The 21,618-nt window shown below is 48.8% G+C and carries 23 protein-coding genes; 8 read left to right on the top strand and 15 right to left on the bottom strand.

The genetic code is table 11. The annotated features are described in order from the left end of the window. Window positions 1–35: 35 nt before the first annotated feature. The 10 genes from tnpA to BFC17_RS21525 all read right to left on the bottom strand — a co-directional run bounded on the left by tnpA (window position 36) and on the right by BFC17_RS21525 (window position 10,456). Window positions 36–464, bottom strand: a complete 429-nt coding sequence (gene tnpA, locus BFC17_RS21480) for an IS200/IS605 family transposase (RefSeq protein ID WP_070174559.1) — start codon at window positions 462–464, stop codon at window positions 36–38. A 123-nt stretch (window positions 465–587) separates the two neighbouring features. After that, window positions 588–1,472, bottom strand: coding sequence for a protease modulator HflC (gene hflC, locus BFC17_RS21485; RefSeq protein WP_070178583.1), 885 nt, complete (start codon window positions 1,470–1,472; stop codon window positions 588–590). Between the two features lie 6 nt (window positions 1,473–1,478). After that, on the bottom strand, window positions 1,479–2,648 hold the full coding sequence (gene hflK / locus BFC17_RS21490) for an FtsH protease activity modulator HflK (RefSeq protein ID WP_070178584.1): 1,170 nt from the start codon (window positions 2,646–2,648) through the stop codon (window positions 1,479–1,481). A gap of 77 nt (window positions 2,649–2,725) precedes the next feature. Then, complete coding sequence (gene hflX / locus BFC17_RS21495; protein WP_070178585.1) at window positions 2,726–4,015, bottom strand: ribosome rescue GTPase HflX; 1,290 nt, start codon at window positions 4,013–4,015, stop codon at window positions 2,726–2,728. Between the two features lie 17 nt (window positions 4,016–4,032). After that, window positions 4,033–4,281, bottom strand: a complete 249-nt coding sequence (gene hfq, locus BFC17_RS21500) for an RNA chaperone Hfq (RefSeq protein ID WP_070178586.1) — start codon at window positions 4,279–4,281, stop codon at window positions 4,033–4,035. A gap of 82 nt (window positions 4,282–4,363) precedes the next feature. Continuing rightward, window positions 4,364–5,287, bottom strand: coding sequence for a tRNA (adenosine(37)-N6)-dimethylallyltransferase MiaA (gene miaA, locus BFC17_RS21505; protein ID WP_217494052.1), 924 nt, complete (start codon window positions 5,285–5,287; stop codon window positions 4,364–4,366). Then, window positions 5,287–7,038, bottom strand: a complete 1,752-nt coding sequence (gene mutL, locus BFC17_RS21510) for a DNA mismatch repair endonuclease MutL (RefSeq protein WP_070178588.1) — start codon at window positions 7,036–7,038, stop codon at window positions 5,287–5,289. Before mutL ends, miaA begins: the two co-directional genes overlap by 1 nt. A 26-nt stretch (window positions 7,039–7,064) precedes the next feature. Then, entirely contained in the window at window positions 7,065–8,384 is a 1,320-nt protein-coding gene (locus BFC17_RS21515) for an N-acetylmuramoyl-L-alanine amidase (RefSeq protein ID WP_070178589.1), read from the bottom strand. A gap of 73 nt (window positions 8,385–8,457) precedes the next feature. Then, on the bottom strand, window positions 8,458–8,940 hold the full coding sequence (gene tsaE / locus BFC17_RS21520) for a tRNA (adenosine(37)-N6)-threonylcarbamoyltransferase complex ATPase subunit type 1 TsaE (protein WP_070178590.1): 483 nt from the start codon (window positions 8,938–8,940) through the stop codon (window positions 8,458–8,460). A gap of 16 nt (window positions 8,941–8,956) precedes the next feature. Beyond that, the gene (locus BFC17_RS21525) at window positions 8,957–10,456 is read right to left on the bottom strand and encodes a bifunctional ADP-dependent NAD(P)H-hydrate dehydratase/NAD(P)H-hydrate epimerase (RefSeq protein WP_070178591.1); all 1,500 of its coding nucleotides are present in this window, start codon (window positions 10,454–10,456) and stop codon (window positions 8,957–8,959) included. 6 nt (window positions 10,457–10,462) lie between these two features. Between BFC17_RS21525 and queG the strand changes: the two genes are divergently transcribed. Then, window positions 10,463–11,605: a tRNA epoxyqueuosine(34) reductase QueG gene (queG, locus tag BFC17_RS21530; RefSeq protein WP_070178592.1), complete on the top strand. Its 1,143-nt coding sequence runs from the start codon at window positions 10,463–10,465 to the stop codon at window positions 11,603–11,605. Window positions 11,606–11,622: 17 nt separating this feature from the next. On the opposite strand, the gene hemE is transcribed toward queG, so the two are convergent. Both hemE and nudC read right to left on the bottom strand, forming a co-directional pair. Next, window positions 11,623–12,714, bottom strand: a complete 1,092-nt coding sequence (gene hemE / locus BFC17_RS21535; RefSeq protein WP_070178593.1) for a uroporphyrinogen decarboxylase — start codon at window positions 12,712–12,714, stop codon at window positions 11,623–11,625. 221 nt (window positions 12,715–12,935) lie between these two features. Then, window positions 12,936–13,763, bottom strand: coding sequence for an NAD(+) diphosphatase (gene nudC / locus BFC17_RS21540; protein ID WP_070178594.1), 828 nt, complete (start codon window positions 13,761–13,763; stop codon window positions 12,936–12,938). Window positions 13,764–13,958: 195 nt separating this feature from the next. Between nudC and BFC17_RS21545 the strand changes: the two genes are divergently transcribed. The 6 genes from BFC17_RS21545 (at window position 13,959) to BFC17_RS21570 (ending at window position 17,797) form a co-directional block, all read left to right on the top strand. Continuing rightward, on the top strand, window positions 13,959–14,423 hold the full coding sequence (locus tag BFC17_RS21545; RefSeq protein WP_070178595.1) for an Rsd/AlgQ family anti-sigma factor: 465 nt from the start codon (window positions 13,959–13,961) through the stop codon (window positions 14,421–14,423). A gap of 62 nt (window positions 14,424–14,485) precedes the next feature. Then, a complete protein-coding gene (locus tag BFC17_RS21550) occupies window positions 14,486–14,959 on the top strand; it encodes a transcriptional repressor (RefSeq protein WP_070178596.1) in 474 nt (157 codons plus the stop codon). Beyond that, complete coding sequence (locus tag BFC17_RS21555; protein ID WP_070178597.1) at window positions 14,949–15,413, top strand: chemotaxis protein CheX; 465 nt, start codon at window positions 14,949–14,951, stop codon at window positions 15,411–15,413. Before BFC17_RS21550 ends, BFC17_RS21555 begins: the two co-directional genes overlap by 11 nt. Next, a complete protein-coding gene (locus BFC17_RS21560) occupies window positions 15,403–15,843 on the top strand; it encodes a secondary thiamine-phosphate synthase enzyme YjbQ (RefSeq protein ID WP_139142163.1) in 441 nt (146 codons plus the stop codon). The genes BFC17_RS21555 and BFC17_RS21560 overlap by 11 nt, the downstream gene beginning before the upstream one ends. A gap of 80 nt (window positions 15,844–15,923) precedes the next feature. Then, window positions 15,924–17,138 (top strand): OmpA family protein, encoded by a 1,215-nt coding sequence (locus BFC17_RS21565; RefSeq protein ID WP_070178599.1) that lies wholly within the window; start codon window positions 15,924–15,926, stop codon window positions 17,136–17,138. A gap of 188 nt (window positions 17,139–17,326) precedes the next feature. Next, window positions 17,327–17,797 (top strand): Dps family protein, encoded by a 471-nt coding sequence (locus BFC17_RS21570; RefSeq protein ID WP_070178600.1) that lies wholly within the window; start codon window positions 17,327–17,329, stop codon window positions 17,795–17,797. Between the two features lie 45 nt (window positions 17,798–17,842). Here the strand turns inward: BFC17_RS21570 and BFC17_RS21575 are convergent, their stop codons facing one another. Both BFC17_RS21575 and BFC17_RS21580 read right to left on the bottom strand, forming a co-directional pair. Then, window positions 17,843–19,546 (bottom strand): ATP-binding protein, encoded by a 1,704-nt coding sequence (locus tag BFC17_RS21575; RefSeq protein ID WP_070178601.1) that lies wholly within the window; start codon window positions 19,544–19,546, stop codon window positions 17,843–17,845. A gap of 163 nt (window positions 19,547–19,709) precedes the next feature. Next, window positions 19,710–20,561, bottom strand: coding sequence for an SDR family oxidoreductase (locus BFC17_RS21580; RefSeq protein WP_070178602.1), 852 nt, complete (start codon window positions 20,559–20,561; stop codon window positions 19,710–19,712). 123 nt (window positions 20,562–20,684) lie between these two features. On the opposite strand from BFC17_RS21580, the gene BFC17_RS21585 reads away from it, so the two are divergent. Then, window positions 20,685–21,104, top strand: a complete 420-nt coding sequence (locus tag BFC17_RS21585; RefSeq protein WP_070178603.1) for a winged helix-turn-helix transcriptional regulator — start codon at window positions 20,685–20,687, stop codon at window positions 21,102–21,104. Between the two features lie 44 nt (window positions 21,105–21,148). Here BFC17_RS21585 and BFC17_RS21590 read toward each other — a convergent pair whose 3' ends face one another. Next, entirely contained in the window at window positions 21,149–21,502 is a 354-nt protein-coding gene (locus BFC17_RS21590) for a C40 family peptidase (protein ID WP_229681103.1), read from the bottom strand. Window positions 21,503–21,618 lie beyond the last annotated feature (116 nt).

A 21,618-nucleotide genomic window follows, 5' to 3' on the forward strand; every position in this document is an offset into this window, starting at 1 on the left:
ATAGATTCCCCCGGGCATGCCCGGGGTTCTTTCTGTTACAGCTCCATTCGGAGCTGATCTGAATCCTTCCGACCTTGATGCTCAACGTAGTTCCGTATTGTGTGCTCGTCTAAGCCTACGCTGCTTACAAAGTAACCCGGCGACCAAACAATATTTTCATTCCAATAGACCTTTCCTAGCCATTTGAATGTCTTTCTCATGTTTGACGCTGACTGGGCTTTGAGTTTACCCATCACTTCTGCTATCGAGTATTTCGGTGGAATGACCATCAACATGTGCATATGGTCATTATCAAAGCCCATTCGCTCTATCGTTACGCCGGGCATACTTCGAAGCAGCTTCGGCAACACTTTGCGCAAATACTCCACGACGAAAGGCTTCAGTATCCGACGCCTGTATTTGGTTACCCAGACGACGTGATATTGAAGTCTATATAGACCATGTGATGAGACTCGAACTTCCATCTTCGTAGCATACAGGCCTCGGACTCATTCATCCACGGGTAAACCCGTGGTGTTCTGTCGCTTCGCGACCGGTCACATAAAAAAACCGGCCTGCTGGCCGGTTTTTGCTACAACTTACTGTGGTTACTTACCAGAGCGCTGGTTCATGTAACGGAAGAAGTCACTGTCTGGTTCAACTACCAGAATATCCTGCTTGCTGTTAAAGCTGGCTTTATAGGCATCCATACTACGCAGGAAGCCATAAAACTCCGCGTTCTTTGAGTACGCTTCAGCATAGATTTGCGCCGCTGTTGCATCACCTTCACCACGAAGCTGACGCGCATTACGCTCGGCATCTGCCAGCATTACCGTTACTTTCGCTTCGATGTTAGCTTTAATCACCTCAGCCTGCTCCTGACCCTGTGAACGGTGTTCACGAGCAACGGCAGCACGCTCGGCACGCATACGCTGGAAGATTGAGTTGCTGACTTCGGTTGGCAGGTTGATTTGCTTCACCCGCACGTCAACGATCTCAATACCCAGTTCGTCTGAAGAGCTGGACGCCTGTTCCATCGCTTGCTCCATCAGTTCGGTACGCTCACCAGACACGATTTGTGCAATAGTGCGGCTACCAAACTCAGTACGCAGACCGTTGTTAACCTTTTGCTTAAGCAGCGCTTCTGCCTGCATCTTATTACCGCCGTTTGTTGACAGGTAATAACGGGCAAAATCCTTAATACGCCATTTCACATAAGAATCAACTATCAGGTCTTTCTTCTCTGACGTCACAAAACGATCCGGAGAATCATCCAGCGTTTGGATCCGCGCATCTAACTGACGCACCGAATCAATAAAAGGCAGTTTAAAATGTAAGCCTGGCTCAAATACTGTGGTTTCACCGGTAGCGGCGTCACGCTGTACTTTACCAAACTGGATAACTATCGCGCGCTCGCCCTCTCTCACTACAAACAGTGAGCCGGTTGCCAGCACCAAAACGGTAATTAATGCTGCAATAATTAAATTTTTCATCTGTGCTTATCTCCCACCACGGCCGCTGTCACTTCTCAGGCCGGAGCTTGAAGAAGTCGTATTACGGGAGTTGTTGCCGGTTGAGTTGGCGACATTATTCTGTAATCCCTCCAGCGTGTTGCGCATACGGTTTAAAGTAGCGCTATCGCTGTTCTGATTTTGCATTAGCTTGTCCAGCGGCAGGTACATGATGTTGTTTCCGCCTTTACCGCTGTCAACCATGATTTTACTGGTGTTAGAGAACACCTGTTCCATGGTTTCCAGATAAATCCGCTGACGGGTTACTTCCGGTGCTTTCTCGTATTGTGGCAACAGTTCTTCAAAACGCGCCACTTCACCCTGAGCTTCCAGAATCACACGCTCTTTATACGCCTGGGACTCTTCGTTCATACGGTTAACCTGACCACGGGCACGAGGCTCAATTTCACGGGCATAAGCTTCGGCTTCACGAATAAAGCGCTGTTCGTCTTCCTGAGCGGCAATCGCATCGTCAAACGCGTCTTTTACCTGCTCTGGCGGACGTGCGTCCTTAAAGTTCATATCAAGAATTGCCACGCCCAGGTTGTAAGGCTCCAGGATCGCTTCCAGCTCTTCCCACACCCGCTGCCGGGTAACTTCACGGCCATCGGTAAGCACGTCATCCATGGTTGAGTGACCCACTACGTAACGAATTGCACTATCAAGGGCCTGACTCAGACTCATTTCCGGGCTGGTCACTGCAAAAGTCCAGCGATACGGGTCGACTACCCGGTACTGAACTTCCATTTGTACGCTAACTACGTTTTCATCTTCGGTCAGCATAGAACCAGATGAGGACTGATAACGGATAGACTGCACGTCAACCGGGATCACCGCATCTACGAAGGTAGGCTTCCAGCGCAGGCCCGGTTCTACCAGCGAGTTATACTCACCAAAACGCAGTACCACACCGGATTCGGCTTCACGAATGGTGTAAAAGCCAGATACGACATAGATCACACCCAGCAGAACTACCAGCAGTGCTGCGCCGATACCACCGAGCTTTTTGCCAGAGCCACCGTCGCTGCCGCCGCCCATTTTACCGAGCTTGCCAAACAGGTTTTTAAATACATCATCCAAATCCGGAGGACCTTGGTCTCGTCCTCCGCGATTTTTCCACGGGTCATTATTTTTATCACCCGGCTCGTTCCAAGCCATGCTAGTACTCCGAAAATTTAATAATTTAATACTGAATTCTATTAGTTTTAGATTTCAAAATATATAAAACAGCTAAATCAGTGCTTTACCACAAACTCCGACAAGCCATGATCCAGGCGTTTCTCCAGTCGGTTCCAGTCGGCTGCTGGCATTCGCACATCAACCACCCAGTCACCCTGCTCGTCATAAGCCTGTTGCGAGATACAGTCCAGTTCAAACAACACACCGCGCAAACGACTCTGCGCCGGCGGAATCTTTAAAGTGTAGCTCACCATGCTTTGCGCCAGGCAATCGCTGATAGCTTCCAGCAGCAGCTCAACGCCCTGACCCGTTTTAGCGGATAACCATACCCTGATAGGCGTTCCGTCTTCATCCCGATCAATTTTAGGCTCAACTTCTTCCAATTGATCGATTTTATTGCAAATAATCAATTGTTGAATTTCACCGGCATCAATCTCGTCCAGTACGGCATTAACCTCGTCCATGGTTTCAAGGTAGTTATTGGCCGAATAATCCACCACATGCAGCAACAAGTCCGCTTCCTGGGTTTCTTGTAGCGTGGCTTTAAATGCGGCAACCAGATCATGCGGAAGATGACGGATAAACCCAACGGTGTCGGCCAGGATCACCGGCCCGACTTCCTTCAGCTCCACTTTACGCAGAGTAGGATCCAGTGTTGCAAACAACTGGTCCGCCGCATAAACATCGGCCTGGGTAATATGATTAAAAAGCGTGGATTTACCGGCGTTGGTGTAACCAACCAGTGATAATGTAGGGATTTCAGCCCGCTTACGGGACCGCCGTCCCTGCTCGCGTTGCTTGGCGACTTTTTCCAGGCGCCGTAAAATCGTTTTAATCCGTCCACGCAGAAGTCGACGGTCGGTTTCCAGCTGGGTTTCACCCGGACCACGCAAACCAATACCACCTTTCTGACGCTCAAGGTGTGTCCAGCCTCGAATCAGACGGGTAGATATATGTCGTAACTGCGCCAGCTCAACCTGTAATTTACCTTCGTGGGTCCGGGCCCGTTGAGCAAAGATATCCAGAATCAAACCGGTGCGGTCGATAACCCGACATTTACATATGGCTTCAAGATTTCGCTCCTGTGAAGGAGAGAGGGCATGATTAAAGATCACCACATTAGCCTCGTGGGCTTTCACCGCCGCGGCAATTTCCTCAGCCTTCCCCGAGCCAACAAAAAATTTGGAATGAGGAGAGCTTCTGGACGTGGTTAATACATCTACAGCATTGACACCCGCCGATGAAACCAGTAATTCCAGCTCAGCCAAATCTTCGCGACTGTCTTCATCGGCAAAATTTACATGAACAAGTATAGCCTGTTCACCGGCTTCATAACGGTCAAACAAGCAGATTACCTTTGCAATTACTCACTTTTGCTCTCTGAATCCCCTTGCGCACTTGGCATCGTAAAAGCTCGTGCAGGCACGACAGTTGAGATAGCGTGCTTATATACCATTTGGCTTACGGTATTTTTTAACAGGATAACAAATTGGTCAAATGACTCTACCTGTCCCTGGAGTTTAATTCCATTTACTAAATAAATAGAAACCGGAATACGCTCCTTCCGTAATGCGTTTAAAAATGGGTCTTGTAATGATTGCCCTTTAGCCATTTCAGATCCTTAGTTTTTATTATTAAACCGACAACTTCAAAAATTGTCCCAGCGCTTTAAATATATACCACACCTAATACAACTAAAGTGTGACTTTTGCAGTAATTTTAGTCAAATTATCTTTAGCAAATGTGTCCAGCCAGGTTAATTCCGGCCAACCACGTAACCAGGTGAGTTGCCTTTTTGCTAACTGCCTGGTAGCAATGATACCTCTATCACGCATATCTGCATAGCTTAACTCACCTTTAAGATACTGCCACACCTGACGATAACCTACCGCCCGGATAGATGGCATCTCTTCGTGAAGGTCACCACGCTGATACAACGCCTGTACCTCCTCGACTAATCCTTGCTCTAGCATCAGATCAAATCGTTCTGCTATACGCTCGTGTAACACGGACCGGTCATCCGGCGCAATGGCAAACTGGTCAATCTTGTAAGGACAGCGATAAGTTTCCTTTTCCTGCCAGTGAGTTAACGATTTCCCGGAACTTCTGAAAACTTCCAGTGCCCGGGTCAATCGCTGCGGATCATTTGGATGGATCCGCTTTGCACTGACCGGATCGACCTGCGCCAGCTCATCATGTAATGCCTGCCAGCCCCGTTTCTCAGCCTCTTGTAAAATAGCGTCACGGATCTCCGGATTCGATTTAGGTAGGGGCGAAATACCATTTATCAAGGCATTAAAGTACATTATTGTGCCGCCGACCAGAATTGGCAGGTTACCGCGAGCCTGAATTTCGCCAATCAGCCGGGTGGCATCGGCCACAAAGTCGGCCACCGAATAGGCCTCAGAGGGGTCAATAATATCGACCAGCCAATGCGGCGCTACCGCCATTTCCTCTGCTGTCGGCTTGGCAGTACCAATATTCATTTGTTTATACACCAGTGCCGAATCCACGCTGATTATCTCGGCCGGCAAGTGACGCGCCAGCTCCAGCGCGAGGCCGGTTTTACCGGAAGCGGTGGGCCCCATGATAGACACCACTGGTCCTGTTTGTTTCATCATTTGTTGTTGTTTTCTTTTATCCAGTGAATAACGTCTTGTGGTGCCACGCTAAAACCGTGTTGTTCAAGTATGTCAGTTTGTGCAGAAACTGCCAGCTCATCAAACCACTGCCATAACGGAGCAGGATCAGCTTGCTGTACCAGTAATGCCTTGCCAAGAGCGCTAAGCAATGCATTTTGACTCTGTGGTGATGCCGCGATCATTTCAGGAAATAATGCCGCCCAGGGCAACTGACGTAAACCACCGGGTACCTTTAGCAGGCGCGATTTACCGCCTGCCAGACTCACTTCAAAACCAGCAGAGCTGAGCAACGCCAGACTCTCGGCCACCAGCGGCTGGTTAACTGCCACCGGCATTAATAGCGGCTGGGCAACGCTACTGGCAGCTAGTCTGGCCGTCAGCCAGGGTTGCCACAGCCCCCCGGCGTCGAGCAGAATACACTGCTGCGGCAGACTGTAAAGGCGCTGCTGCAATAAAGTCACAAAAGACAAAGCGTTAGCCTGAGCAGTCCCGGCCTCAGTGGTCGGCGTCATTAGTGCCTGATAGTGTTGCTGATAACGTCCGCTAACGCCACGGGTTGCCGGCGGTGTGTACTGACCACGAGAGGAAGATGCTGCTGCAGGCGCTGAGCGCACCTGAGCTGGTGCCATATCATCCTGAGGGTAATCGCTTGTCGTACGCTGCGCTAATGGTCTGATATAGTCATGGGAAGGCTCATCGCTGGTGACCCCTGACAACGACGATTGATATTCTTCGGTGCTGACCAGCGCATCACACACGGCTTTACAAATAAAGTCATGCACCAGGCGGCTTTGCTGGAATCGTACTTCGTGTTTAGCGGGATGAACATTGACATCCACTTCCCGGGGATCGATAGTCAGATAAACCACAAACGCTGGCTGCTCGGCACTGGCCAGCACTGACTCATAGGCCTGACGCAACGCGTGTAATATTAATTTATCCCGCATGCCGCGCCCATTCACGAAGCTGTACTGACAATCATTACTACTGCGCATCTGGCTGGCATCCCCCAACCAGGCTTCCAGTGTAATACCATCGTAATCGCAACGGGTATGCAGCGCCTGCTGCAAAAATGACTGGCCACAAACCTGACCCACGCGCATGGCCAGCTGGTCCTGTCCCACCGCATTAAAACGTTTAGTCATCTTGCCGTTATGCCGAAGTACAAAAGCCACGTCCGGACGACTCAGGGCTATCCGCTTGATAACCTCTTCGATATGCTGATACTCGGTTTTCTCGGTACGTAAAAACTTACGTCTGGCCGGCGTATTGTAAAAAATATCCACCACATCAATTGTGGTGCCATCCGGATGCGCCGCGGGCTGCAGGGTAACGGCCATATCCCGGCCCTCGCAATTGGCCTGCCAGGCCTGCTCCTGACTATTGGGTTTAGAGGTCAGTGACAGTCGGCTGACCGATGAAATACTGGCCAGCGCCTCGCCCCGAAAGCCCAGAGAGAGAATCTGCTCAAGGTCATCAAGGGTCGCAATTTTGCTGGTTGCATGACGTGACAATGCCAGTTCCAGCTCGTCTTTTGCAATGCCACTGCCGTTATCGCGCAGGCGAATGCGCTTGTGACCGCCTTTTTCGATATCCAGTTCAATTCGCGTCGCCCCGGCATCGAGACTGTTTTCCACCAGCTCCTTGACCACCGAGGCTGGTCGCTCGACAACCTCACCGGCAGCAATCTGGTTGGCCAGTCTGGGGGGCAATAATTTAATTGGCACAGAAAATCCTGTTTGTATGACTAAGCTTAGGTGCTGGGAATAGTAAGAATCTGACCGATCCGGACAATATCACTACTCAGATTATTAGCCGCTTTAATGCTGCTCACTTTTACATTATACCGTTGTGCAAGTAACGATAAAGACTCACCGCTACGCACTTTGTGGGTGCGGGTTTCTGACTTGATGGACGCCCACAGCGTGCCATCGGGTGGCGTTTGCCTGAAGTAGCGTTTAGTAGCCGTTAACATAGCATCGGCCAATTGCTCACGATACTTGGACCAATTCAGGTTTTTCTCTTCCTGGGGATTAGAAATAAACCCGACTTCAACCAGAATCGATGGAATATCCGGCGCGGTTAATACCGCAAAACTGGCGGCCTGAGGCGCTCGTTTATGCAACCGGGTAATCCCTTTTAGTTCGCTAATTACTTTTTTACTGAGGTCGTAGCTGGTCGACATGGAGTGATCCATGGACAGTCCTAAAATTGTTTCAGCCAGATAGCGTTCTGAAGCATTATCTGAAATGACCTCGGCAGCACCACCGAGTAATTCTGAGTGGCGTTCGCTTTTTTCCAGCCAGCGGCCCAGCTCACTGTCGGCACGACGCATGGACAACACCCATACAGAGGCCCCGCGCGGTTCGGGCTGGCTGAATGCATCAGCATGAATGGAAATAAGTAAGTCAGCTTTGTGCTTACGCGCCACTTCAGGGCGACCGTTCGGTGATATATAAAAATCACCACTTCGGGTCATAACCGCGCGCATACCGGATTCAGCATTGATTCGGCTTTCCAGCAGTTGCGCGATACTCAGGGTAATGTTTTTCTCAAAGGTACCGGCGGGTCCGATTGACCCCGGGTCTTTGCCGCCATGGCCGGCATCAATGGCTACGATAATGTCACGATCGCGGCTGGACTGATTCATATCCAGTACCACATCGCTGTTACCCGATGGCGCAGAATCCACCAGATCAACCACTAAACGGTGACCTTTGTCCTCAGCCGGAGGGATGGCAAATAAGGTTGGTTTGGCCTGACGATTCAGCTCGATAACAATGCGGGTGTCTGAATTTTCTCTTGGCGTAGAGTAGCGAACACGTTTTAGCAAAGGGCCTTTTTTATTGATATCCAGTGCCGTGTCGCTTTGTAAATCGGCCAGGTCAATCACCACCCGGTCAGGATTACGCAGGGTAAAATAAGTAAACTCAGGGGAATTTTTGAGATCGAAAACCACCCGCGTACTGCCTTCGGATGGCCATACACGCATATTATTTATATCGTTTGCTGCCGTAACCTTCAAGGTTAGTAAGCACAAACTTATAACAAGCAGTAATTGGTTGCGCAACATACCTAGCCTTGGTGTTAATTTATATTTATCAGGCCGTAAATTCCCCCGAATGACGGTTGGATAAATGAGTCGCTTATATCCTTTTACACAGTTGCAACGCTGAACGTCCTGTCAGTGTCATTGCATCAATGTTAAACCGTCTTCCAGACTTGTCTGGTTCTATACTAATCACTAAATCTGCTGGTGCCAAGTTTTGACCACCATTTTGCGGCCACTCGATCATACATACGCGATTATCGCCGAAGTAATCGCGTATTCCCATAAACTCCAGTTCTTCCGGATCCGCCAGTCGGTACAGGTCAAAATGGTAGACGTCGAGTCCGCTCAGAGAGTAAGGCTCCACCAGCGTATAAGTGGGACTCTTAACATTACCTGAATGACCCAGCGCCTGAATAAAATGGCGACTGAAGGTGGTTTTTCCGGCACCCAGATCGCCCTGTAGATAAACCACAATTCCTCTGGGTAACTGTTGCTTAACCGCCTGCGCCAAATCCACCGCCAGTCTGGCGGTATCCTGTTCCGTTGCCGCGTAAAACGCCCCTTGCGCTAATGCCATAGTGCCTACTGCTAAATTACTGGTTAACCAACGCCCGCAGCGATTCAAACAAATCACTGGCAAGCATGCCGCGCTGACCGAACAAACGGGCCACTTCATCACCCGCTTTAGCATGCATTGAAACGCCATATTTGGTGGCGATGTCCTTGCTTAGCCCCTGGGCCAGCAGCGAACCGAGAATACCACTTAATACATCACCCATACCAGCGGTTGCCATGCCCGGATTACCGTGCTGGCACACCCAGGTCTGGCTTTCGTTATCAATAATGGAGCCTGCACCTTTTAACACACAGGTTGCATGAAATTTTTGCGCGCATTGCTTGGTGCTGTTAAACCGGTCAGCTTCCACGTCATCGACCGAAGTATTCAGCAAGCGCGCTGCTTCACCAGCGTGTGGCGTGATAATACAATCGGTAATGGTATACGACAGCGCATGTTTACTTAAAAGGTTGAGTGCATCGGCATCAATAACCATTGGCTTAGGGTGTGTCTGGCAATGCTTCATAGCTTGCTCGAATGCCGCTAAAGCCCAGTCATCCTGTCCCAGCCCCGGGCCAATAACCACACAGGATGCCCAGTTTAACGCTTCCTGCAAATTCTCGTGAGAAACCATCAGTTCCGGCCGCCCGGCGCTAACCTGCACGGTTGAGCCTTCATGACAAAACACCTTAACCAAACCAGTACCACAGCGCAGTGCCGCTTCACTGGCCAGACGAATAGCGCCGGCAGTACCGCGGTTACCACCAATACACAGCAGTCGTCCGTAAGTACCTTTGTGACTGTTTACCTCACGCGGTGCCATGCCCTTGAATTGCTCGATAGTCAATAAAGTCGCTGTCGACCTGGCCATTTCTACAAAGGCTTTGCCGATGCCCAGATCATCAAATACCAGGCGGCCACAGGACTGTTTACCAGCGCCGGTGGTCAGGCCCGATTTTATCCCCACAAAGGTCACCGTCACGTCAGCTTCAATGCAACGGCCAAGCGATTGCCCGGTGTTAGAATCCAACCCTGATGGAACATCAATGCTCACTACCGGCTTACCGGATTGATTTACCGCATCAATGATGTCAGCAAATTCGTTGCGAATGTAACTGTTAATCCCGGTGCCCAGCAGTGCATCGATGATCAGTTCACATTTTTCAATGTGGGCGGTGCTAAAAGGTTCTATTTTACCACCGGCATCCAGCCATTTTTGTTGCGCCGCTCCGGCGTCGCCCTCCAGAATTCGGTGCGGTTCTACGGCGCATAACAGCACTTGTTTGCCAGCTTCTTTAGCATGTAAAGCTGCAATGTACCCATCGCCGGCATTGTTTCCCTGCCCTACCAGTACCAAAAACACATCGGTATTGGGCAACAATAACTGACACTGTTTAAACACTGCCTTACCGGCACGTTTCATTAGTTCAAACATCTCTACGCCGGACTTTTCTGCCGCTGCGCGCTCATTATCACGAACCTGGTCGGCGCGGTAGAGTTTATATGGTAAGCTGTCGAGGAGTTGAGTATCTAGCATGTGTACATGTCCACTTTACAATCGATAGATCTGGTCAATTTGGTAGACGATATCAAGGCTTGGGCCGTTGCGCTAGGCTTTCAGCAGGTTGGTATCAGTGATATTGATCTTAGTCAGCATGAATACTACCTGCAACAATGGCTGAATAATAATTACCATGGCGAAATGGATTACATGGCCAGCCATGGCATGAAACGCGCCCGGCCCGATGAACTGGTGCCCGGTACGCTAAGGGTTATTTCCGTGCGCATGGATTATCTGCCGCCGGACGCCTCTTTTGCCAAACACCTCAAAGATGGTCACACCGGCTATATTTCCCGCTATGCACTGGGCCGGGATTACCACAAAGTTCTGCGTAAAAAGCTTAAACAGCTGGGCGAACAAATCAGCCAGCATCTGGCCACCACGGCGTATCGCCCTTTTGTTGATTCAGCGCCGGTGCTGGAACACGCCATTGCCGAAAAGGCTGGCATAGGCTGGACAGGAAAACATACCCTTACGTTAAACAAACAGGCTGGCTCCTGGTTTTTTCTTGGCGAATTGTTTATTAACCTACCTCTGCCCGTAGACGAACCGGCACAAGAAAACTGTGGCACTTGCAACGCCTGCATCACCATGTGTCCTACTCAGGCCATTGTCGCACCCTACCAGGTTGATGCAAGGCGCTGCATTTCTTATCTCACTATCGAATACAACGGCATAATTCCGGAATCGTTGCGTCCGGCGATGGGCAATCGCATCTATGGCTGTGATGATTGTCAGCTGGTTTGTCCATGGAACCGCTACGCCCCCTTAACCAGCGAAAGTGATTTCCACGCCAGGGGAGTGTTACATGGTCAGTCATTGTTAACCCTGTTTCGGTGGGACGAGGACACCTTCCTGCGGCATACCGAAGGCTCGCCCATTCGGCGTATTGGCTTTGCCAAATGGCGGCGCAATTTGTGTGTTGCCATTGGTAATGCGCCCTTCGCAACAGATTACCTTACGGCACTGGACGAAGCAGAAGAAACCGCCTGTGAGTTAGTCAGACCGCACCTGTTGTGGGCACGCCAGCAGCAGATTAGCAAACAACATGCGGCATTAACGACCAATCGTCAGGTAGCCAGATTAACCCGCAGCATAGAGAAAGGACTCCCGCGCGACGCGTAAGGCACGCGGGAAGCAGATTATTTGTGGTACTGCGCACTCAGGCGGTGAACAGCTTCAACGAACACACCGGCATGCTCTGGCGGCACATCCAGATGAATCCCATGGCCTAAATTAAAGACGTGGCCACTGCCATCGCCAAACCCGGCCAGAATGTCTGCCACTTCCTGCTCAATGCGAGCTGGCGGCGCGTATAACATTGAAGGATCCATATTGCCTTGCAGTGCGACCTTGTCGCCAACACGGGCTTTTGCATCAGCAATATCGATTGTCCAGTCAAGACCTACCGCATCACAACCTGTTGCGGCAATGGCTTCTAACCACATACCACCATTTTTGGTAAACAGGGTTACCGGCACACGGCGTCCCTCGCTTTCGCGGGTCAAACCTTCAACGATGCGCTGCATGTATTGCAGTGAGAATTCTTTATAATCTCGCGGTGACAACACTCCACCCCAGGTATCAAACACCATGACAGACTGGGCACCGGCGGCAATCTGGGCATTTAAATAGCTGGTAACGGAATCGGCCAGCTTGGCCAGTAACGCATGTAAAATCTGCGGCTCGGCAAATGCCATTTTCTTAATTTTGGTGAACGCTTTACTGGAACCGCCTTCCACCATATAGGTAGCCAGCGTCCACGGACTGCCGGAGAAGCCAATTAAAGGCACCTCTCCTTTTAATTCACGACGAATAGTGCGAACCGCGTTCATCACATACTGCAATTCACCTTCCGGATCAGGAATACCAATACAATCAACATCGGCTTTGCAGGTGATCGGTTTTTCAAAGCGTGGACCTTCACCGGCTTCAAAATAGAGTCCCAGCCCCATGGCATCCGGAATGGTCAGAATGTCAGAAAACAAAATGGCGGCATCCAGCGGGAAACGACGTAATGGCTGCAGCGTCACTTCACAGGCCAGCTCGGCATTTTTACACAGTGACATAAAGTCACCGGCAACAGCCCGGGTAGCCTTATATTCTGGTAAATAACGCCCTGCCTGACGCATCATCCAAACTGGTGTCACATCTACCGGTTGCTTTAGCAACGCTCTTAAATAACGGTCGTTTTTTAATGCTGGGCGCTCAATGCTGCCATTGGTATCTGCCATGGGGTTCCCCGGAATTATTTACACTACAAAAAATTGGCGGCGAGTATAGCAAGATTTAACGAATGTTGCGTAAAAATGAACTCACCGATGCAAATTGGGCCAATTTGCTTGATTTATCGCAAATGCTTTGCTACTACTAGATTCATAAATACAGAAGCCTGACCACAGGCCCCGACGCTAAACAAACTCAAACCCCGCTCTTGCGGGGTTTTTTATGGCCTTTATTCCGCCCTGGCGCGAAGTCGCTCAATTAATACATCCAGCATTTTACCGGCAATCGATAAATTGGATGGCAACTGCGGCAAGTTATCTATGTGGTACCAGTCTGCGTCCACAATCTCTTTTTCGTCGATGACAATATCGCCACTGTCATATTCGGCAAAATAGCCCATCATTAAAGAATGGGGGAAGGGCCATGCCTGACTGCCGAAATACTCGAGGTTTTTTATTTTAACGCCAACTTCCTCGCCTACTTCGCGATGAGTTGCCTGCTCGACACTTTCGCCGCTTTCCACAAACCCGGCAATAATTGAATATATCTGCGTATTGGTGTGGCGTACGCCCCTTGCCAGCAGGATTTCCTGGCCACGGTACACAGCTACTATTGTGCAAGGCGACACTCGTGGATAGCAGCGATGTCCGCACTGGTGACACTGAGTCGCCATTTCCCAGTCGATAGCCTGCGCGGTAGAACCGCATTGCCCGCAAAAGCGATGTGTGCGCATAAAGTGGACGTATTGCCAGGCCCTGGCCAGGCTCTCATAGTTGACCGGCGGCTCGCTACTCAAAAGCTGACGCAACCCGACATTTTGCCAACCCGGCACATCGATGCGTTCAGCGCCCAGATCGATTACGTAAAGGGGGTGGTGTAACGGCAAGTCTTCAGCCTGGAGACGGTGTACCTGGTCCTGGTAATGATGCATAAAAGGTAAATCCTGCCAGCAGAGCAGTGGCAGCAATTCCTCACCTGCTGGAACCAGTATCTGTTCACGGCTAAAAATAAGCCAGTGACCTGGTTGAAGAAGCGCTTTTCCAGTTAACTTTAACATATTGAATACCCCATTTACGTCGAGCTCATCCTAACACAGAGTCTTCGTCCGGCACTATGTATCGCTATTGACACTCATAGGTTTTTCTTAGTCTTTAGGTGAGTAAAGCGAATTAATTGGGCCTGTAATTTGTGAGACTCAAACCCAGTGTTATACTCAGATAAAGATGATGATAGCCTCGTGAGGTAGTCCAGAGTGTTAAATCAGTTAGAAACCGCGCAACAACGCTGGGGTGGCGCCAGCAAAACCATCGACAACTGGCTCGATGAGCGAAAGCAATTGTTAATTCAGTACTGTCATTTGGCCGGTGTTAATTATCAGTCTGCCCACGCCTTACCCAGCGAATCAGAGGTGAACGACTTCTGCGCAATACTGATGGACTATTTGTCCGTCGGCCACTTTGAAGTGTATGAAATGCTGGTAAGCGACGACCAGGACGGTCAACGCCTGAAACAACAAATTTTCCCGCTAATCAGTAAAACCACCGACCAGGCACTGGATTTTAATGACCAGTTTGCCGAAGGCTACACGCAGGAGAACGCTAACCTGTTTGAAGATGCAGTAACCAAATTAGGGGCCGCACTGGATGATCGGTTTGAATTAGAAGATCAATTGATTCAGCGCATGCATCGGCTGGCTGATCATTCACTAACTAATTAGCCTGAACCACTGGTTCCGGTTATGATGGCAGTTATCCAGGCATTAAATTCTTAAAATTCAACATGAAAAATACCACTATAATTAATAAAGCCAGAGCATATTGTCAGCAGCGCGGAGCCAGATTCACGCCATTGCGTGAGAAAGTCTATGAGCTTATGTTGGAAAAACACGGTCCCATGGGCGCTTATGAATTACTGGACGAATTAAAAGAAACCGAATCCAGTGCAAAGCCAGCGACGGTATACCGTGCACTGGATTTTTTACTCGACTTTGGTCTGATCCATCGACTGGAGTCTACCAATGCCTTTGTTGCCTGCTATCATTTTGGGTGTCACCACCCGGTACAGTTTCTTATTTGCGACAGTTGTGGTGATGTCTCAGAGATACAGTCTGAAGGCCTGAAAGAAACCCTGGACAATCAGGCCAGGCAACACGGTTTTAAAATCTCGAAACAAACCATCGAGGCTCATGGCTTATGTGCAGAATGCCAGGAAAGTGAGTCTACGACAGTGGGAGAGGAACAACATGAATGCTGAGTTTGTAAACCCATTTATCGGTGGTTTACTGAATGTTCTTGAAACCATGGCGCAAACCACGCTTACTCCGGGCAAACCCAAGCGCAAAAATGATGATGTTGCACATGGGGATGTGTCCGGACTTATTGGTATGGTGGGCCCGAATGTAAAAGGTTCGATGTCGATTACCTTTGATAAGAACCTGATTTTAAGCATTATGCAAAACATGCTGGGCGAGGCATCCAGTGAAATTGACGCCGAAGTTGCCGACATGGTGGGTGAGATTACCAATATGATTTGCGGTAACGCCAAACGTGACTTAGCCGAAAAAGGCTATGAATTTGGGATGGCGACCCCGGTAGTTGTCTCCGGAAAGCAACACAGTATTAGTCATCAGGTGGACGGTCCCAAGATTATTTTGCCCTTTAATCATGAACTGGGAAAAGCCTACCTGGAAATCTGCTTTGATAAATAATTACTGGCACTCTGAAAAAATTACTCTATCGCCTCGTCCCAGAGGCTTTCATTTAGTCACTGATGACATTATTTCTGCGCTGCCACAAATAAGACAAATCAACGTGGGTTTATTACACCTGATGCTACAGCACACCAGTGCCAGTCTGACGGTTAATGAGAACGCTGACCCATCGGTAAGAAAAGACCTGGAATCCTTTTTTAATCATACAGTTAAAGAAGACACAAGTTATTTTATTCACACCTATGAAGGCGCTGATGACATGCCCGCGCACATTAAAAGCAGCCTGATGGGATGCCAGCTGACGCTGCCTATTCAGCAGGGAAAACTGGCGCTGGGCACCTGGCAGGGAATTATTCTGGGTGAGCACCGTAATCACGGGGGCTCCAGAGCGATTATCGCTACCCTTCAGGGTCAGTCAGATCTATAATGTTAAACTAAAGTTTTATGCTGGCACAGCTTTCGCATAGGACTTCGGGACACACATTTTGCCAACACAGGAAGTCAATAATGAAAAAATCTTCTATTACACTTGCACTAATTGCAGCAGGTTTAATTTCAGCCCCAACATTGGCCCAGGAACAGGACGCTAAGGACTGGGTTGGTGTTTACGGTCTTTACTACAGCACAGACGACGATAAGCCGCAGCCGGCAGCTCAGCTTGACGATGGCTTTGGTCTGGGTATCGAATACGGTTTCCGTTTCGACGAAAACTGGGCAGCCCGTGCATCAGCTTCATATTTGGACATCGATGGAACGAACGGTGGCAGTGACGAAAACGGCCCGCTGATTGGTGTCGATGCCATGTATTTTTTCCAGGACGACCTTTTCTATGCGTTTGGTGGTCTTTATTACCAGAATCTTGATGACGACTACGAGATGATTGGTTACGGTTTAGGTAAACACTGGGCTGTTGATGACAATCTGGCAGTGATCAGTGAAGTAGCCGCTTACCGTGATTTAAGTGACAGCTATTATGATTACAGTGTGAAGTTGGGTGTATCTTATACGTTTGGTAGCGCTTCAAGTTACTCTGAGCCAACGCCAGCACCCATGACGACTGCCGCTCCTGCAGATTCTGATTACGACGGCGTTATCGATACACTGGATCAGTGTCCTGGTACCCCTTCTGGTACGGTAGTCGACAGCAAAGGTTGTAATGCAGACACAGATGGCGACGGCGTTATTAACAGCCAGGATCAGTGCCCTAACACCGCAGCAGGTGTAGCGGTAGATGGTAACGGTTGTGCGATTGAGCCTGACTCAGACAACGATGGCGTGCTGGACAGCAAAGATGCATGTCCTGATACCCCGGCAGGCGACAAGGTACACCCTAACGGTTGTACTATTTTCACCGCCGAAGAAGTTTCTATTGAAGTGCGTATCCTGTTTGCTAATAACAGTGCAGCGATTGAAGACACCAGCGATCCACAAATTGTTGACCTGGCGGCTTTCCTGAATCGTTACGGTAAAACCTCTGCGGTTGTTGAAGGTCACTCTTCAGCACCGGGTGCTGCCGCGTACAATAAAGACCTTTCACTGCGTCGCGCTAAAGCGCTTAAAGCCGTACTGGTTAATCAATATGGTATTGATGCTAACCGCTTAAAAACCGTTGGTTACGGTGAAGAGCGTCTGTTAGATACCGCTAACACCAAAGAAGCGAACCACCTGAACCGCCGTATTGAAGTAAAAATTAGCGAAACTATCGAGATCCCAGCGAAATAATCGCACTTTCCGATCTTTGTAAAGCGAAAGCCACCTGCCTTGCAGGTGGCTTTTTTATGTCAGCCTTGTCATTCCGCTCCCTTCCCAATCTAATTTAACGTTCACGAAAATCGATTTTATTCGCAATATCTAATCAAAAGACCGTTCTATAATTGCTTCATTGAATAGCTACAGACAACGAGGCAACTATGCAACCTATTAACATCGGCATTACTGAAACAGATCGCGAGGCCATTGCTCACGGTTTAAAACAATTACTGGCAGACTCTTACACGCTGTATCTGCAAACCCATAATTTTCATTGGAATGTCACCGGCCCGCAGTTTCGTGAACTGCATTTGATGTTTGAAGAGCACTACACTGAACTGGCTACAGCGGTAGATGATATAGCTGAGCGGATCAGAACCCTGGGCGTTGCTGCCCCGGGAACCTATAAAGCTTTTGCCGCATTGAGTTCAATTGAAGAAGTTGAAGGCGTACCAGAAGCGAGTGAGATGATCAGGTTGTTAACCACGGGGCATGAACAAATTGTCAGAACCTGCCGTTCAGCTCTGGCGCGGGCCCAGCAGGGTGACGACGAGTCCTCTGCCGCTCTGATCAGTGACCGCATGCGCCAACATGAAAAAACAGCCTGGATGCTTCGCGCGATGCTGGGCTAATCAAGGTAGGTAAAACAGAAGGGCAGCGTTCCACGCTGCCCGTTTTCAGGCATTTTGTCGACTCTCACTGACCTTGCCAGACAGTGTATCTTTAATTGCTGCTAACAAAACATCCTTGACTATTGGTTTAGATACGACCCGGCTAAATCCCTGAGCAAGGTACTCCTCAATCTGACTTTCATAGGCATTGCCGGTCAATGCGATAACCGGCAGTTTTGGATGGGATGAGGCAATCGCTTGTTTTAATGCCAGACCATCCATTACCGGCATCTGGATATCGGTTACTACGAGATCAACCGGTGTAGAGCTGATTAACGACAAACCTTCGCGACCGTCTTTTGCCGTTATCACCTGTTTAAACAGACCCTCCAGCATAGCACTGGTTACCAGGTTGTTTATTTCGTTATCTTCAACAACGAGTAATGTGATATCCCCCAGATCCGGTTGACTCTGTATTACTGAATTATGGCTCTTATGTCCTTCACGGGCTGCAATTGGTAAACAGAGTTTGAATGTTGTACCGCTTCCCTCCTCTGATTCCACGTTGACAGTGCCTTTCATTAGTGCCACCAATTCACGGGTAATCGCCATTCCCAGGCCTGAGCCGCCAAACCGCTTTGTGGTGCTGATATCCGCCTGCGTAAAACGGTCAAACAAAGAATCGAGCACGGCTTTGCTCATGCCAATTCCAGAGTCCTTTACGGTAATATTAAGATTACCGTCATCGTACCTGAAACAAACGCGAATACTGCCCTGTTCGGTAAACTTAAACGCGTTACCAACGATATTATTCAGAATCTGCCCCACACGAGTGTTATCGCAGTAAATCTCTTGTGGCAGTTCCGCTAGCCCTTCTACGCGAAAATTGAGCTTTTTGGTATCGGCCAGACTTTCATACAGATGGCTGATATATCCCAGAGTCGCTTCACTCGATAACCATTCTTCGTTTAATTTCACCTTGCCTTCATGGAGTTTTTGCGCGTCAAGAATGTCACTAAGAATGGTGGTCAGCGCCTCTGTGGAACGCATGCCGGCTTCAATCAATACATCCTTTCTGGAGAGATCATGCTGCAATATTTGAAATACCCCAAAAATACCATTCAGAGGGGTTCTTAACTCATGTGACATGTTAGTCATAAAAGCCGTTTGTGATTGAATGGTCTTTTGTTGCTCTTTAATAATGAGATGATCTTTTTGGATTGATGAATGATGCCAGTACTCGTAACTTTTGGTGATAAAAATTATCAGTACAAAGGCAATAGGCAGGTTAAAAACACCCATGCCATACATATCATCAATGTAGGGCGATTTAAGCGATATGCCATAATGAAAATGCAGTACTAACTCTGTCGTCATCACCAGTGATACCCACACTATACCGATCCGGCTGGCGTTTTTACTTACTGCGACCCGAAAAAATAACGGTAACATGATCAACCAAATGGCCACCGGACTCTCAAACCCGCCCCCAGCAAAAAACAGCCGTGTGAATACCAGCAGCAAAAAGCCAGCAAAAATAAACTTGCTTACAGTCTGACAAATTTTGTGTCTGAACCGGGAGAGAACATAACTGGCCCCGAGCAAAATAGTCACAGCAACAAAGTAGATAAAGGTGGAAGGGAGTTCTTCCGCAAGGATTAACTGAACAACAATCCAGCTTAATGAACAAAGAAAAAAGCCCAGGGTTAACCAGGGGGCTATAGGTTTTTCAGTATTGTCATGCTGGGGTAATGAGGTGGGTTCAGCCATACTACGCAAACGCCAGTAACTTTAAATCTGTTAAAAAAAGCGTAGTCTGAGATGGTCAAATCACAACCGTCAATTAGTATAAGATGGTTTATTACATTGTGCTTAATAAACCAAGGAGAGCCATTGGCTCTCCTTGTAGCTAAATAGTAAGAATAACGGCCGCTTAGAGGCTATTTTTGACTAACTGACGTAGCGACGTAGTTGGATGGCCAAGCAATTGCCTAAGCACGTGGCTGTCGTCAAACAAAGCGCCATTGGCAGCACCAGCATCGGAATCTGCCAGCATTTCGGCCACAGGCGCGGGCAAACCCGCTTTTTGCAGTGCGGCACTAAACTCTGCCTGGGGTAAATTAATATACGGAATATCCCGACCAGACTCTTCACTGATAATGGCACACAGTTCACTCAGAGTATAACTCTCGTCACCGGCCAATTCGTACACTTTACCCTGTTGTGGTTCGCTGGATAACAAGACTTTGGCCGCCGCTTCGCCATAGTCCTCACGGGCGGATGAACTGATTTTGCCCTCTTCGGCACTACCGATAAAGCCGCTGTTTTCGAGCGCAGCCGGAATGCTCGCCAGATAGTTTTCAGTGTACCAGCCGTTGCGCAGCAGAACATAGGGAACACCCGATGCCTGCAAGTAAGATTCGGTTTGGATATGCTCTTCGGCTAGCCCTAATGGTGAATCGTTCACATTAAGAAGACTGGTGTAAGCAATTAATTTAACGCCAGCCTGTTTTGCCGCATCAATCACATTTTTATGTTGAGGTAACCGCTGACCCACCTCACTGGAAGAAATCAGCAATAACTTATCCACACCTTCAAGGGCGGTTTTAAGCGCATCCGGGGCAGTATAGTCAGCAACCCGAATATTCACGCCTTGTTCTTTTAATGCGGTTGCCTTCTCTGGGTTACGCACCACCGCAACAATGTTTTCTGCCGGTGTACCTGCTAAAAGATGTTTGATAACGAATTGACCCAGTTGACCTGTGGCACCTGTAACAGCAATCATTCTGAACTCCTTGGTTTTGTTTGTATGACTCGCTTAATTCCTATATAAAGCCTATACTTAGCAAAATAAGGTACCTACCTTTGGGTAAGTGTCGATTTCACTACTAATGACCGTTTTTTGCAGATGAATAACGTTAAAAAAGCACTTGAAGAGCTCACGCTTACGGAAAAATTCAGGCAAGGAAATGTACGGCTGAATGCTTGCCCTTCGCGCAACGTACTCAAGGATGTCACCAGTCGCTGGGGCGTGTTAGTGTTTCTTACCTTGCAACAAGGAACCCATCGTTACAGTGAATTACGCCACAAAATTAACGGCGTTAGCGAAAAAATGCTGACTCAGACTCTACATGCCCTGGAGGAAGATGGGTTTGTATTACGCACTGCCCATCCGGTCATTCCTCCCCATGTTGAGTACAGCCTTACAGAAAGTGGTAAAGAAGTGGCGGTAAGAGTAGAAGAGCTGGTGAATTGGATTGAGGTGAATATTAATTCGATACTAACAGCGAAGGATGAGTACGCTGCTGCGCATAATGAAGCCGGATGAAAAGGCAGGCCCCTGCCCTGATATAACGGGGCCTGACAGTTGTGCTAGATAGCCGCCTCAGTCACTTCACTAACCTGTTCAACACATGGTTTACTCAGGCGATATAAGGTTTCCGGCGTTTGGTACTGAGAATATTCATCCGGGATAAAAGTTGTGCAATAGGCAACCAGTTCTGAACAAAACCAGCTTTCCGGACAATGATTAAATGACCGGAAAAATACGCCCTTAATACCTTTGTTATCAAAGGGCTTACCTATCAGGCTACGCGCACGGTTAAGGTCACCGTCAATTTGACGGTATTCTATGGAGTGATACCGGGCTGAAAAGTCAGCAATATCACTTACCAACACGCCAGCGCCGCCCTTAGCTTCTATCACGTGAGCTTCATCTTCATCCAAGATGCCAACATGAGACCATTGCGATCCGGTTCTCCATCTTATTAAGCGGGAAATCCAGGATCGGTTACATCCAAATACAATGACCATTTTTCTCTCCAATTCATAACAGAACAGCG

The sequence above is a fragment of the Marisediminitalea lipolytica genome (assembly GCF_001758465.1).
Taxonomy (GTDB): domain Bacteria; phylum Pseudomonadota; class Gammaproteobacteria; order Enterobacterales; family Alteromonadaceae; genus Alteromonas; species Alteromonas lipolytica.

Excerpts from the sequence above, each read along its gene's own strand:
- queG (WP_070178592.1), top strand. The coding sequence starts at position 10,463 with ATGTCCACTTTACAATCGATAGATCTGGTCAATTTGGTAGACGATATC.
- BFC17_RS21515 (WP_070178589.1), bottom strand. The coding sequence starts at position 8,384 with ATGTTGCGCAACCAATTACTGCTTGTTATAAGTTTGTGCTTACTAACC.
- BFC17_RS21550 (WP_070178596.1), top strand. The coding sequence starts at position 14,486 with ATGAAAAATACCACTATAATTAATAAAGCCAGAGCATATTGTCAGCAG.
- BFC17_RS21585 (WP_070178603.1), top strand. The coding sequence starts at position 20,685 with ATGAATAACGTTAAAAAAGCACTTGAAGAGCTCACGCTTACGGAAAAA.
- BFC17_RS21575 (WP_070178601.1), bottom strand. The coding sequence starts at position 19,546 with ATGGCTGAACCCACCTCATTACCCCAGCATGACAATACTGAAAAACCT.
- hfq (WP_070178586.1), bottom strand. The coding sequence starts at position 4,281 with ATGGCTAAAGGGCAATCATTACAAGACCCATTTTTAAACGCATTACGG.
- BFC17_RS21565 (WP_070178599.1), top strand. The coding sequence starts at position 15,924 with ATGAAAAAATCTTCTATTACACTTGCACTAATTGCAGCAGGTTTAATT.
- hemE (WP_070178593.1), bottom strand. The coding sequence starts at position 12,714 with ATGGCAGATACCAATGGCAGCATTGAGCGCCCAGCATTAAAAAACGAC.
- nudC (WP_070178594.1), bottom strand. The coding sequence starts at position 13,763 with ATGTTAAAGTTAACTGGAAAAGCGCTTCTTCAACCAGGTCACTGGCTT.
- BFC17_RS21570 (WP_070178600.1), top strand. The coding sequence starts at position 17,327 with ATGCAACCTATTAACATCGGCATTACTGAAACAGATCGCGAGGCCATT.
- hflK (WP_070178584.1), bottom strand. The coding sequence starts at position 2,648 with ATGGCTTGGAACGAGCCGGGTGATAAAAATAATGACCCGTGGAAAAAT.
- hflC (WP_070178583.1), bottom strand. The coding sequence starts at position 1,472 with ATGAAAAATTTAATTATTGCAGCATTAATTACCGTTTTGGTGCTGGCA.
- miaA (WP_217494052.1), bottom strand. The coding sequence starts at position 5,287 with ATGAAACAAACAGGACCAGTGGTGTCTATCATGGGGCCCACCGCTTCC.
- BFC17_RS21555 (WP_070178597.1), top strand. The coding sequence starts at position 14,949 with ATGAATGCTGAGTTTGTAAACCCATTTATCGGTGGTTTACTGAATGTT.
- BFC17_RS21525 (WP_070178591.1), bottom strand. The coding sequence starts at position 10,456 with ATGCTAGATACTCAACTCCTCGACAGCTTACCATATAAACTCTACCGC.
- BFC17_RS21580 (WP_070178602.1), bottom strand. The coding sequence starts at position 20,561 with ATGATTGCTGTTACAGGTGCCACAGGTCAACTGGGTCAATTCGTTATC.
- tnpA (WP_070174559.1), bottom strand. The coding sequence starts at position 464 with ATGGAAGTTCGAGTCTCATCACATGGTCTATATAGACTTCAATATCAC.
- tsaE (WP_070178590.1), bottom strand. The coding sequence starts at position 8,940 with ATGGCATTAGCGCAAGGGGCGTTTTACGCGGCAACGGAACAGGATACC.